The organism is Chryseobacterium sp. ERMR1:04 (genome assembly GCF_001297705.1).
GTDB lineage: Bacteria > Bacteroidota > Bacteroidia > Flavobacteriales > Weeksellaceae > Chryseobacterium.
Map to the genome: position 1 here is coordinate 460,181 of NZ_LIRF01000004.1, position 12,745 is coordinate 472,925.

The 12,745-nt window shown below is 33.8% G+C and carries 13 protein-coding genes; all 13 read right to left on the reverse strand.

Going from position 1 to position 12,745, the window contains the following annotated elements:
- Positions 1-71: 71 nt before the first annotated feature.
- Entirely contained in the window at positions 72-848 is a 777-nt protein-coding gene (locus tag AMQ68_RS09585; RefSeq protein ID WP_054510409.1) for a hypothetical protein, read from the reverse strand.
- Between the two features lie 2 nt (positions 849-850).
- Positions 851-1,678, reverse strand: a complete 828-nt coding sequence (locus AMQ68_RS09590; RefSeq protein WP_054510410.1) for a hypothetical protein — start codon at positions 1,676-1,678, stop codon at positions 851-853.
- Between the two features lie 4 nt (positions 1,679-1,682).
- Positions 1,683-2,585 carry a hypothetical protein gene (locus tag AMQ68_RS09595; RefSeq protein ID WP_054510411.1) on the reverse strand — a complete coding sequence of 301 codons (903 nt, stop codon included), beginning with the start codon at positions 2,583-2,585 and terminating at the stop codon, positions 1,683-1,685.
- 252 nt (positions 2,586-2,837) lie between these two features.
- Positions 2,838-3,566, reverse strand: coding sequence for a hypothetical protein (locus tag AMQ68_RS09600; RefSeq protein ID WP_054510412.1), 729 nt, complete (start codon positions 3,564-3,566; stop codon positions 2,838-2,840).
- A 41-nt stretch (positions 3,567-3,607) separates the two neighbouring features.
- Entirely contained in the window at positions 3,608-4,432 is an 825-nt protein-coding gene (locus tag AMQ68_RS09605; RefSeq protein ID WP_054510413.1) for a hypothetical protein, read from the reverse strand.
- Between the two features lies 1 nt (position 4,433).
- Positions 4,434-5,294, reverse strand: coding sequence for a hypothetical protein (locus AMQ68_RS09610; RefSeq protein WP_054510414.1), 861 nt, complete (start codon positions 5,292-5,294; stop codon positions 4,434-4,436).
- Positions 5,295-5,600: 306 nt separating this feature from the next.
- On the reverse strand, positions 5,601-7,349 hold the full coding sequence (locus AMQ68_RS09615; RefSeq protein WP_054510415.1) for an OstA-like protein: 1,749 nt from the start codon (positions 7,347-7,349) through the stop codon (positions 5,601-5,603).
- A gap of 3 nt (positions 7,350-7,352) precedes the next feature.
- Complete coding sequence (locus AMQ68_RS09620; protein WP_047399628.1) at positions 7,353-7,826, reverse strand: Fur family transcriptional regulator; 474 nt, start codon at positions 7,824-7,826, stop codon at positions 7,353-7,355.
- A 67-nt stretch (positions 7,827-7,893) separates the two neighbouring features.
- The gene (locus AMQ68_RS09625; protein ID WP_054510416.1) at positions 7,894-9,888 is read right to left on the reverse strand and encodes a KUP/HAK/KT family potassium transporter; all 1,995 of its coding nucleotides are present in this window, start codon (positions 9,886-9,888) and stop codon (positions 7,894-7,896) included.
- A gap of 116 nt (positions 9,889-10,004) precedes the next feature.
- The gene (locus AMQ68_RS09630) at positions 10,005-10,985 is read right to left on the reverse strand and encodes a pyruvate dehydrogenase complex E1 component subunit beta (RefSeq protein WP_054510417.1); all 981 of its coding nucleotides are present in this window, start codon (positions 10,983-10,985) and stop codon (positions 10,005-10,007) included.
- A 106-nt stretch (positions 10,986-11,091) separates the two neighbouring features.
- Complete coding sequence (locus AMQ68_RS09635; protein WP_054510418.1) at positions 11,092-11,694, reverse strand: hypothetical protein; 603 nt, start codon at positions 11,692-11,694, stop codon at positions 11,092-11,094.
- Position 11,695: 1 nt separating this feature from the next.
- The gene (locus tag AMQ68_RS09640; protein WP_054510419.1) at positions 11,696-12,193 is read right to left on the reverse strand and encodes an RNA polymerase sigma factor; all 498 of its coding nucleotides are present in this window, start codon (positions 12,191-12,193) and stop codon (positions 11,696-11,698) included.
- 101 nt (positions 12,194-12,294) lie between these two features.
- Positions 12,295-12,711, reverse strand: a complete 417-nt coding sequence (locus AMQ68_RS09645; RefSeq protein WP_054510420.1) for a DUF2147 domain-containing protein — start codon at positions 12,709-12,711, stop codon at positions 12,295-12,297.
- Positions 12,712-12,745: the final 34 nt, after the last annotated feature.

Sequence of the window (12,745 nt, forward strand, 5' to 3'; positions counted from 1 at the left end):
AAATAACCCTTAATAAAAATTAAGGGCTATCCATCATCAAATAACAATATATGCGTAATGTTCATTATTTTTTATAACACTTTTTCTACCGTTACAAAACTATTATTAGTAACATTATAGCTGGTAGTGCCTCCAACCTCGGAAAGTGCTTCCAAAGTAATATACTGCCCCTGAACTGCATACACAGAAAAATCTAAATTAATTTTCCTATTCGTCCCATCATAGTTTACTGTATTTTCCAACAATTGGAATCGCTGTACATCATTTATAAACAATCCTGCTCCCAATCTATTACTGAATGATCCTGCAGGTCCTGTAAAGTTTAAATTTAAATTGATTCGATACAATCCCGTTTGGCGAACATAAAGCCTGTTAAGATTAGGAGCAACGGTTGAAACATTGGTCTTAAGCCTTAAAGGATCTGCCAAGAAATTAGGTTTATCAATTAAAGAATTAATAGGAAGTAAAACAGATCCCGAAGTGGTAGCAACTGCATTGATCTGAAATCTTGAAATATTATCAGACTCTACTTCAAAAGCTTTACTCCAAACCAACCCGTCAAAAACCATTGCCTGACCTGTACTTTTTACAAACAAAAGCATTCCGCGCAGGTTTTCTATTCTTACTGCCGGAGCATTCACCCCTGTAAAAGGAAGATCTACATCTGCATTTACCGCAGGAAGCCCCAAACCTTTCACCCCTGTTGCTTCACTTGTATTGGTAACATACATCATCACCTGATCATTTCCGTTTGCATTGGAGTCAGGATTTTGAATATTGGTAAAGTTCACCTGTGCATTGTAGCTATTTAATACAAATAAATACAAGCAGAATATATATTTTTTCATAATTAATAGAGTTTAATTAAACGAACAGCAAGGTATGAATTGATAGGATTTGAATCTGTTCCGTAAGCAGCCAAAGCGCCGCCAGAAATAGCATTAGAACTGATCTCCGGAACGACCCTCAACTCTGCACCCACAGGTAAAGAGATGGTTTGTGCAAAACTTGACGTTTTATTGCCCTGTATATCTACTACAAAAACGATGGAGTAATTTGTTTTAGATACTACCGTTTCCCAATCTGAAGCAGCGGTATATTTAACTTGAAGTGTTAATTTAAACTCTGTAATTCCTGCCTGCAAACCTAAGCTCCCTCCTGTAAAGCCAAGCGCCACCCCCACATCATAAATACCTGCTTGTTTTATGGTGACTGTATTTGTATTTTTTAATGTTAAATTATCTACCAAAACCTGGCTTTTATTATCTACAGCGATATATCCCGGCGTATTTCCTGCAAAACAAAAACCTATCCCAAAAGAAATACAAGGAATGGTAATTCCTGTTGAAACCCCCAATCTCGAAACTTTAGGCTGAAAAATACCTTGTATCTGTCGGGAAGGATTCCATGAATAGCCATCATACTTATAATATTGATCATCATTTTTACTATAAATAAGTCCACCTATAAGATTAGGATAATCATCAAATATATCGGGTGCCGCCGCATCATACTTCGGAAAAGAAGTATAAATATTTGCATAAGGAAGTATTACACCTCGGGTGCCATCTTGAATTTTCAATACATTTTTCAGACTACTTACATCGCTTCCGATAACCACCTGGGCATGAATGAAATATTGAAAAAACACCATGATTATTACTATATATTTTTTCATCGTATTACATATTTATTTTTTCAACAATAATCTCTGACACTGCATTTCCTGTTTTACCCATGGTAAAAGACATACTATCTCCACCCAAAAGCCCGGTACAAACACCCGTTCCAATGTTTTGTGTTCCAGAAAGCGTTAATCTCAGCTTATCTCCAACGTTAAAAACACCTACATACGTAAATGCCAAAGACTGTCCCACATCAATAGATCCCGGAGCCAATGTCGTTACAGATAAAGCACCTGCTGTAGAGCTGCTTGATGTATTATTGATCGGTCGCCAAGTAGCATCTGATGATGTACTCATCTCCATATTCAATTTTGACTGTAAGTTGATAACCACTCCTACACATAAGGGTGTACTTATATCGATCGCTCCACTTTTAAAGGAAATCTTATACAATCCTTTTGTATTGATATTAATGACATTACTGGTTGCTGCCGCTAATGAAATATCAGAAGATATATCATTAAAACTTGGGCTGCTTGTTGTAAAGCTAATATTTTGGGTAGCACATGTCTTAACACTAAGTCCACACGCCAATCCGCAATTTCCACAAGATGAGACAACGGTTGCGCTTCTTACAAAGCGAGCCATCTTATTATTCTTCATCGTTGAAACTATAGGATCTGATATTTTCCAAGTGGTTCCATCATTCTGCACAACACTTCCGGTTTCTCTGTTAAAAATTATAGAAGCTTGTGTTCCGTTACCTGTTGTTCCTATTACTGAAACTGGCAGCAAAGATGCCAAATTTGTTCGAGGCAAACGAGCAGCACTGTTATCCTGCTTTACGTGCAATTGTGTTCTAAAGTCGGGCTGAAAAGAAGGTTCTTTTGAAATTCCCACTTGTGCATTATTTTTAAGACCACACATCAAAAAAATAAAAATGATAATTTTTGTTTTCATTGGCTATTGTTGTCATTAGTTATTAACCTAATATACATACAATTATCTTATTTAATGTAAATAATTCAATAAATAATAACTAACAATAAAACAAATCCATCAATACAGTCGTAATGAATAAAATCAAAAAAAAGTTATAATTAAAAAAGGATAAAAAATAAATACCCATTTCCATGATGAAAACGGGTATTATTATTCTAGATCTATAAATTTAACTGAAGTTCAGAACTGTATTAACTTCTAAAAGCTACGTTACAAAATTTTCTCTACTGTTACATAGCTACTATTAGTCACACTATATGATGTTCCTTGCATTTCAGAAATTGCTTTTAAAGTAATATAATCACCTTGCATAGCATATATTGAAAAATCTAAATTAACTCTCATGTTAGTCCCATCATGGTTCACTGCTCCTTCTAATAATTCAAGCTTTTTTACATCGTTTACATATAAACCAGCTCCAAGTCTTTTATTGAACGAATTATTAGGTCCAGTTAAGTTTAATTTAATATTGATTCTATACACTCCGGTTTGTCTGATATATAGTCTATTATAATCAGTGCCCGCATTCCCTAAATTCGTTTTAAGTTTTAGAGGATCTGCTATATAATTAGCTTTGTCAATAAGAGAATTAATTGGTAATAGTGCTACGCCTGAGGTTGTAGAAATAGTATCTATTTGAAATCTGGAAATATTATCCGCTTCTACTTCAAAAGCTTTACTCCAAACCAAACCGTCAAAAACCATTGCCTGCCCGGTATCTTTCACGAACAAAAGCATTCCCCGAAGTATTTCTATTTTGATTGAAGGAGCATTGACTCCTGTATAGGGCAAATCCGTTTCTGATTGTACCGCTGGAAGCCCAAAGCCTTTTACTCCCGCTGTTTCACTTTTATTGGTAACATACATGATCACCTGATCATTTGTATCCACACTTAAACCCGCATTTGGATCATTTGTAAAATTAACTTGTGCATTCATTATATTTAACAAAAACAAGCAGTATATACTTTTTCTCATAACTAATATGCTTTAATTAAACGGGTTACAATATAGGAACTAGCAGGATTCATATCTGTTCCATAGGCAGCAAGATCCGCCGCAACAGCAGTACTATTTATTTCCGGAACTACTCTTAATTCGGCTCCTGCAGGTAAAGATATTGTTTGAGTAAAGCTTGACGCTTTTCCCTGCTCGGCCCCTATCACAAAAACTAAGTCATAGTTGCTTTTAGTAAAAACGGTTTCCCATTGTGAAGCAGGTGTATATTTAGCTTGCAGAGTTAATTTAAACTCAATAATACCTATCATTGCACCAAAACTCCCACCAGTAAAGCCCAAACTAAGACCCACCTCGTATATACCTGATTGCTTTACCGTTACCGTGCTCGGATTTTTTAGTGTTAATTTATCTATCAATAATTTTTTTATATTATCTGCTGCTAGATATACAGGGGTATTTTGAACAAAACAAAGACCAACCACAGCTGACATACAAGGAATAGTAGTTCCTGATGAAACCCCCAGCCTAGAAGCTTTAGGCTGAAAAACTCCCTGTATTTGACGAGAAGGAATCCAAGAATGACCATCATATTTATAATATTGATCATCATTTTTATTATATATAAGTCCTCCACTAAGGTTAGGGCTATCATCATACAAATCTGACATCGAAGCGTTATACATAGGAAATGAAGTATGCACATCCGAATGTGAAAATATTACTCCTTTTATTCCATCAGCTATTTTCAGTATATTATTATCACTGGGTATAGCGTTTCCGATAACAATCTGTCCGTAAATACAATATTGAAAAAACAATATTGCTATAAATAAGCTCTTTTTCATTTTACTGCATATTAATTTTTTCAACAATTACTTCTGTCAAGGCATTTCCTGTTTTATCCATCGAAAAAAACATATTATTTCCTCCTAATAATCCTGAACATGCTCCACTTCCTATGTTTTGGCTTCCATCAAGTCTAAACCTCAATTTATCACCTATATTAAAAACACCCACATACGTAAATGCCAGCGACTGCCCAACATCAATAGATCCCGGAGCCATCATACTCATCGTTAAGACTCCGGCTGTAGAATTACTTACTGTTTTATTGATAGGTTTCCATGTAGTATCTACAGTAGAACTAACTTCCATATTAATCCTTGATTGCAGATTAATAACAACCCCTAAACAAAGTGGTGTACTAATTCCTATTATACCCCCTCTAAACGAAACCCTATACAATCCTTTTGAATTAATCGTTATAATGTTACTACTAGGAGCAGCCAATGAAACGCTTGAGGTAATTTCGTTAAAACTTGGATTACTGTCTGTAAAATTGATATCTTCAGAAGAACAATTCTTTACGGTAAGCGCACACGCCAAACCACAAGTTCCACAAGTAGAGGTAACTGCCCCCGTACGTACAAAACGAGCCATTTTATTATTTTTAAGTCTAACAACAATAGAGTCCGATATATTCCATCTGGCACCATCATTCTGAACAATACTTCCTGTCTCTTTATTAAAAATTATTGAAGCCTGTGTACCCTGGCCGGTAGTACCCATATTTGAAAGTGGCAATATAGAAGTCATCCCTCTGGGTAAACGAATAGCAGCATTATCCTGCTTTACATGCAATAGAACTCTGGGATCAGGTTTAAAAGAAAGATCTTTAGAAATCCCTAATTGTGCATTATTTTTCATACTACAGAGCATAAAAAATAATAAAAAGGTTTTTATTATCATCATTTATGTTTTGGTTAGAAATCATCAATATGAATTGAATCATACAATATTAATTAAAAATACGTATTAAAAATCTTAAAAACATACCAATAAATAATTATTGTTAAATAGTTAATGATAATTAACAGGGAGAAAAATGAAAAATTATGAATATTACGTTTTTTATAATCAAAAAAAAAACACCCATTTCAAATTAGAAATGGGTGTTTTTAGATTATAGACAAAAAATAATTATTCTGATCGTTTACAATCTATACTATTTTATTATTTTCTGGTACGTTTAGGTTTTTTGGCTTCTTCTTTCGCTTTCTCTTTGTCTATAGCTTCCTGAGCTTTATCATAAAGAGAGCTTTCAGTTTCATACTTTATTTCCTCATAATTTGGTGTATCCACCAATATATCCTGCCATTTCCTTATTTTATCTTTTGTATTCCAATTAAAATCTGAGAATTTCCGTTTGGATGGCTCAATTTTACTCATAGGATAGGTATCTGAAGTAGCTCCGATATTACAAGAAACGATTTGCATAACTTTCTCTTCAAACAGAGCATCAATAATCCCGCAAGAAGTAAGAGAAATCCCTATCCTTTCCGGTTGTTTTGTAGCCTGATCAACATCATCTGCATAACTTATCGCCTGTGCATTTCCTATTACAGTAACTTCTTTAATATCATTATTCTGGTAATGAACCGTCATTAATCTTCCTTTTACCTGATTAAATTCATCTTTCATACTTAATGAATCAACCTTACTGATCGCAAAGGAGTTTCCTATTACTTTTAATGAATCTATATTTTCATTTTGCGTATTAAAATAGGCTTCAATTTTATCTCCTGTCACCTGTTTCTCTCCACTCCAAAGAATAGGCTTAGTATACATATGCATTACTCCATCCGTCTCATTGAAAGCAAGAGAGTCTGCTCTTCCCTGGGCATTAGATTTATAGAATCTTCCTTTTCTGAAAGCTCTCAAGAAACTTTTTTTAACTTTGATATCTAAAGAGTCAGGTCTTTGGTAAGAAATAATTTTCTCTGCCGCAAAATACATTGAATCTTTTTCAAAAGCTCTCACAGCATAAGGATTCTTGGTCATCATCGCAGAATCTTTCTTTTCAAAAATTTCTCCGTACCCTCCTTTTATCCATCTTCTTTCTTTGGGATCATCTAAAGTTACATTTCCTGTCGCTTTTCCAAAACCCGTTAACTGATTAAAATACATATCATCTCCGGTGAGAATCTTATCATTATAAAAAATCTTAGAATTTTTATTCAGAAAAGCTTCTTTAGTGTTCATTCTATAAGTACCTCTTTCAGTATAAATACGGTTTTTAGGATTCTTACGATTGGTGATCGTTGTAGGACCAAAGAATTCAGCCACTTTAGTAAGCTGATTCTGTTTAATATTATCACCATCTATGACATAATCTGGAGTATCAATTTTCACATTACCAACAAAGTCTATTAGTTTTGTATCCAAAAAATACGTTGCAGACTTTGTGTACATGGTATTCTGAGCATCAGAAATAGTCCCTCCAGTATTAAAGTAGGCCTGATTCGCAAGCTTATCATAGTACAGAATTTCTGTTTTAATCGTCTGCTTTGGATCGGTAAGTACTACATTTTTTCTTGCAACCCCTTTTTGAGTATTTGCATCATACTCCATCTCGCCAGCAGTAATTACAGAACCATCCGGGTTTTGAAGCCTTGCATTTCCTATTGCTTTTACAAAATTTTCTTCCTCATATAAAATCACTTCATCAGCAGTAACAATAGAACCTTGATGTTCTAATTTTACATTCCCTTTCATATAACGGTTACCGTCATATATTTCAGGGTCTTTGATAATTTTATCAGCATTGATGATCTTCACCTTATCTTCAGGCTTTGCTTGCTGAACCTGTTGTGGATTTTTGACGGGGTTTTGTAAATACGGGTCCCTCTGCGCAGGCTTTTGTTTGTCTTGCGCAAAAGTAATCGTTGAAATAAAAATGAATAGAAAAAAAATCAGTCTCATTGATTAATCATTCTTAGTGCCATAAAAATATAGCGAATGAGAATCAATTTTTACGCCAAACGCTCCTTCAATTGCTTCTTTAATACCCTGAATTCGTGGATCACAAAATTCTATGATCTCTTCAATTTCCTTATCCGAGTCTTTTTTGTAGATCACCAAATGGTCATGCTGCTTATCAAAATAAGACTTTTCATACGATGAAGACGTCAATGTTTTTTCTCCAAACTGATGTTTACGGATTAATCCTGCATCAAGGAAAATTTCGATGGTGTTATAAATTGTAGCTTTAGAAACATGATATTTCTTTTGCATCATCAGAAGATACAGATCATCCACATTAAAGTGATGATCCATATTATAAATCTCTTCTAATATTGTATATCGTTCCGGCGTGTTTCTGAAACCCTTTTCTAGCAAGTAGTTTCTTAAAACATCTTTTATTAAAGCAATATTTTTTTCTTTTTGTAAAGTATCCATTAAAAAATTATCTACAAATTTATCGATTTTTATTTAAATAAATATCAAAGTCTTTTGTTAAAGGATCTTAACTGTTATGTCTTAAAAACTCTGCCTGTTCAATTTTATTGTCATAAACCGTTAACTCTGTAATGGGCGCAGACTCTACTACCACGTTGTGTGAAGTGACTCCCCAAGACTTGAAATCATCACTTCCTATGTACTTCACAAAGTTGTAAATATTAAGCGTAATCTTTTGTTTAACAGTTAAAAGTATATCGTTGATATAGGTATTGTCTATGACAACATATTTCAAATCTGGTGGGATATTATGAGCTCTTAATGATGGATGGCTGCTTTTCGATGGAATGACATCATCTGCCATTAAATCCTTTAAAACCATGTGGAAATAATCATTAATCCTTCTGTCTACTTTAAACCCTAAAAGGAAGTTGATCTTATAAACCGTACCTGGTAAAATCTCATCAACTGTATATTTAAATGTAAACGGATCTTCTTGATTTACAATACTTAATATAAAATAATGATCTGCTCTTTTCGGCTGTTTTTTGATGATAGAATAGATAATTTTTGATTCTACTTCATCATTTCTTTTCGCTCTGCTTAAATAGGCAAGATTAGTAGCATATTTAGGAATCGTTTCATCCAATTTCATATCTTTTATGATTGAAACATAGCTATCTATCTTTACAAAGTTGATGAATTTAGTTTTAATTAATCTTCCGTTGTACCAAGCATACATACAAATTCCAATGAATCCTGCCAAGATAACCGTAATCCAACCTCCTTCGAAGAATTTGATAATATTAGCACTAAAGAATCCTAATTCTATAGATAAATAAACTAAAGCGAAAAATAGAATTAACAACTTATTTATTCTATGTTTTAGCAACCAGAAAATTAACAATATCGTTGTCATTAGCATCGTTACTGTAATGGAAAGACCATAAGCTGCTTCCATTTTCCCCGATTCTCTAAAGTGAAGAACCACAATGATACAAAGAATAAGAAGTCCCCAATTGATTCTTGGGATATACATTTGTCCTTTAACTCCTGAAGGATAATCAATTTTTTGATTAGGCCATAAGTTAAGTGACATTGCTTCAGAAAATATGGTAAATGAACCTGTAATCAAAGCCTGACTCGCAATAATTGCTGCAGCAGTCGCTAAAATTACTCCCGGAACAATCATCCATTCCTCCATAATTCCAAAAAACGGATTGACTACAGAGAAACCAGGTTTTGCATAATTCGTTAAAAGCCAAGCGCCTTGCCCAAGATAGTTTAAAATAAGCATGATCTTAACGAAAGCCCAGCTTACTCTAATATTTTTAGCACCACAATGTCCTAAGTCCGAATAAAGAGCTTCTGCCCCAGTTGTACAAAGGAAAACAGCTCCAAGAATAATAATTGCACTCGGAGAGTTGGCAATAAGCTTGTAAGCATAATATGGGTTAAAAGATCTTAATATCTCGAAATTCTCAGTTAAGTGCATAACGCCTAAACCTCCCAATACCAAGAACCAAACCACCATTACAGGGCCAAAAAACTTCCCGATAAAGCTTGTTCCAAATTGTTGCACCACAAATATTAGAATCAGAATTCCAATAGTAATTGTAACAACAGGTGTATGAGGGTTATAAATCTCTAACCCTTCAATAGCCGACATTACGGTAAGTGAGGGGGTGATAACACCATCTGCAACCAATGCGGCGGCACCAACAATTGCTACGAGATAAAGCCAGCCCTTTTTAAGGTTTTTAACTAATGAAAATAAAGCCAAAATACCACCCTCTCCTTTATTATCTGCCCTCAAGGCAATGATAACATATTTTACGGTAGTCTGAAGGGTAAGCGTCCAGATGATACAAGAAAGAGCGCCTTCTATATATTCATTGAAAGGCATATTACTACTTGCACCTCTTGCATTCACAATTGCTTTCATTACGTAAAGCGGTGATGTCCCAATATCTCCAAAAACAATTCCTAAAGAAACTAGAACTCCAAAAAAAGAAAGTTTTTTAATGTCAAAATGATGACCACCTTCTGTAACTTCTGCCATATCAGCTTATATATTTTAAGTGCGCAAATTTATACTAAATTTATGACCTTAGGTGCTTTTCTTCATGCATAGAATAAATGAAAAAGCTTCCTTTCGGAAGCTTTTTTCTATTATATCTATTTAACGTACATCGCATTTTTGATTTCCTCTTTTACTTTTTCAAGTTTAGGGAACCATTCTGCAAATAATGCTGCAGAGTATGGTGCAGGAGCATCAGGAGTAGTAATTCTCTTGATTGGTGCATCTAAATAATCAAATGCTTTTTGCTGTACCATATACGTGATTTCAGAAGAAATTGAAGCAAATGGCCAAGCTTCTTCTAAAATAACTAATCTATTTGTTTTCTTTACCGACGTTAAGATTGTATCAAAGTCTAAAGGACGAACTGTTCTAAGGTCAATTACCTCTACAGAGATTCCTTCTTTAGCCATATCTTCAGCAGCCTGAATAGCCAACTTCATGATCTTTCCGAAAGAAACTAAAGTAACATCTGTACCTTCTCTCTTGATATCTGCTTTTCCGATTGGTAAATAGTACTCTTCCTCAGGAATTTCCATTTTATCACCATACATCTGCTCAGATTCCATAAAAATGATCGGGTCATTATCCTGAATAGCTGTTTTCAACAATCCTTTCGCATCGTAAGGATTTGAAGGAACTACTACTTTAAGACCAGGAACGTTTGCGAACCAGTTTTCGAAAGCCTGAGAGTGTGTAGCTCCCAATTGTCCTGCAGAAGCCGTTGGACCTCTGAAAACGATAGGGCAGTTCCACTGACCACCACTCATCTGACGGATTTTAGCCGCGTTATTAATAATCTGATCAATACCTACTAATGAGAAATTGAACGTCATATACTCTACAATTGGTCTGTTACCATTCATCGCAGCACCTACAGCAATCCCTGTAAAACCAAGCTCAGCGATTGGTGTATCGATTACTCTCTTAGGACCAAATTCATCCAACATTCCTTTTGAAGCCTTATACGCACCATTGTATTCTGCAACTTCCTCCCCCATTAAAAAGATGGATTCGTCTTTACGCATTTCCTCGCTCATTGCTTGCGCAATTACCTCACGAAAAGTATATTCTGCCATATTTATTTGAAAAATTTAGACTACAAAAATAGTGTTTTTTTATTATTAACATCACAAAAACGAAATCTCATTGAACGAAATATCGCTTTATTCATTTTATTTAAAGCTAGTTTTCCTCTACTTTACTCAATTCTTTATAATTTTTCTGGAGATCGATGAGTATTTTCCCGTATGTTTTTTTGTAGATTATATACATTAAATACATCGTAAAGATTACTACAATCCCGAAAATAATATAATTTATCAATTCTGGAGTAAGCGTCTCTGGATTTGTCTTGTGATAATGATTTAATCTGCTCCCATCTCGAAAACCTGCTATAAAATCTTTTGTATAATGATCAAACTTCATAATATTCATGAAAAGAATTAAAAAGAAAGAAATTCCGGCATATCCAAAAATTACTTTTCTTAAGTTTAAAATGCTTTTCATTAATGAAACTGAATTTTCACCCGTCTTTATTTTATTATATAAGTAAACTACCAAACTAAAAAACACAGCAAACAAAGACATTCTTATATAAGGAAACTCACCATCAAAATATCCGTAGACAGCCCATAGCATAATTTCTATTAAGCCAATAATAAATAAAGTTTTGGTAATTGAAATAGACTGATGTTTGATCATTTCATGAATCTCCGTTTCAGAATAATCCTTAAACCCATTAGACTCTTTATTCCAATCTTTCTTTAAAAGTTCTAATTCTTCCATCTTATTTTGTGCTGAGTTTTAATTTTAAATTATTTTTAGCCCTATTCATTTTCACCCTCGCATTTCCTTCTGTTATTCCCAGAATTTCGCCAATCTCTCTATAGGGTTTATCTTCCAGATACATCATGATCAAAGCTTTTTCAATGTCTGATAATTCATAAATAGCTTTATACATTCTTTTGATTTTATATTCATCATATTCATAGGTTTCATATTCTATTTTTAATGTTGAAATATCTATATCCGAATGTTGAAAATCTTTTTTCTTAGGCTTTTTAAACAACGTGATTGCTGTATTCAAGGCTACGCGATACATCCATGTTGAAAATTTTGCTTCCCCTTTAAAACCTGGGAAAGATTTCCAAAGCTGAATGGTAATTTCCTGAAAAAGATCTTCATGATCTTGTAAATTATCAGTGTATATCCTGCATATCTTATGTACAATCCTTTGATTCTCTTTCAAAAAATGTATAAATGTCTTTTCCAAATTTGTGGTCATATACTATAAGTGTGCACTTTATTTTTTCGTTACAGATTTTTGCAAAATAAAAACGGCATCTCAATAATGAAATGCCGTTGTAAATTGTATAATAAACTTGATTAGTTAACTCTCTGCCAAGTTTGAGTTCTTCCCATTAAAGATATTCCTACATATCCTCTCACGTTCAGTTTATCTCCACTTTTTGTGATAGTACATTTGTACGTTTTACCCGTTTTAGGATCTGTGATAGTACCTCCTGTGAATTCGTCACCTTCTTTTTTCAAACCTCTAATGATCTCCAACCCTAAAATTGGCTTTCCTTTTCTGTCGTCTTTACATACAGTACAGTTTGGATCTGTTGGTTTAATCAGTAACTGAGAAACCTTTCCATAATACTGATCTCCTTTTTTATAGATCTCTACGATAGATTTTGCCTGTTTGGTTTCATCATCTATTGTTTTCCATTTACCTTCAATTTGGGCAAAAGATAATACGCCAAATAAAGAAAATACTAATGTTAATAATAATTTTTTCATATTTCTTATCGTTTTAATTCCAATACAATATTTT

Bases quoted from the DNA above. Each gene is read 5' to 3' on its own strand.
- AMQ68_RS09590 (WP_054510410.1), bottom strand. From the start codon at position 1,678: ATGAAAAAATATATAGTAATAATCATGGTGTTTTTTCAATATTTCATT.
- AMQ68_RS09610 (WP_054510414.1), bottom strand. From the start codon at position 5,294: ATGAAAAATAATGCACAATTAGGGATTTCTAAAGATCTTTCTTTTAAA.
- AMQ68_RS09595 (WP_054510411.1), bottom strand. From the start codon at position 2,585: ATGAAAACAAAAATTATCATTTTTATTTTTTTGATGTGTGGTCTTAAA.
- AMQ68_RS09645 (WP_054510420.1), bottom strand. From the start codon at position 12,711: ATGAAAAAATTATTATTAACATTAGTATTTTCTTTATTTGGCGTATTA.
- AMQ68_RS09615 (WP_054510415.1), bottom strand. From the start codon at position 7,349: ATGAGACTGATTTTTTTTCTATTCATTTTTATTTCAACGATTACTTTT.
- AMQ68_RS09600 (WP_054510412.1), bottom strand. From the start codon at position 3,566: ATGAATGCACAAGTTAATTTTACAAATGATCCAAATGCGGGTTTAAGT.
- AMQ68_RS09625 (WP_054510416.1), bottom strand. From the start codon at position 9,888: ATGGCAGAAGTTACAGAAGGTGGTCATCATTTTGACATTAAAAAACTT.
- AMQ68_RS09630 (WP_054510417.1), bottom strand. From the start codon at position 10,985: ATGGCAGAATATACTTTTCGTGAGGTAATTGCGCAAGCAATGAGCGAG.
- AMQ68_RS09635 (WP_054510418.1), bottom strand. From the start codon at position 11,694: ATGGAAGAATTAGAACTTTTAAAGAAAGATTGGAATAAAGAGTCTAAT.
- AMQ68_RS09585 (WP_054510409.1), bottom strand. From the start codon at position 848: ATGAAAAAATATATATTCTGCTTGTATTTATTTGTATTAAATAGCTAC.
- AMQ68_RS09640 (WP_054510419.1), bottom strand. From the start codon at position 12,193: ATGACCACAAATTTGGAAAAGACATTTATACATTTTTTGAAAGAGAAT.
- AMQ68_RS09605 (WP_054510413.1), bottom strand. From the start codon at position 4,432: ATGAAAAAGAGCTTATTTATAGCAATATTGTTTTTTCAATATTGTATT.
- AMQ68_RS09620 (WP_047399628.1), bottom strand. From the start codon at position 7,826: ATGGATACTTTACAAAAAGAAAAAAATATTGCTTTAATAAAAGATGTT.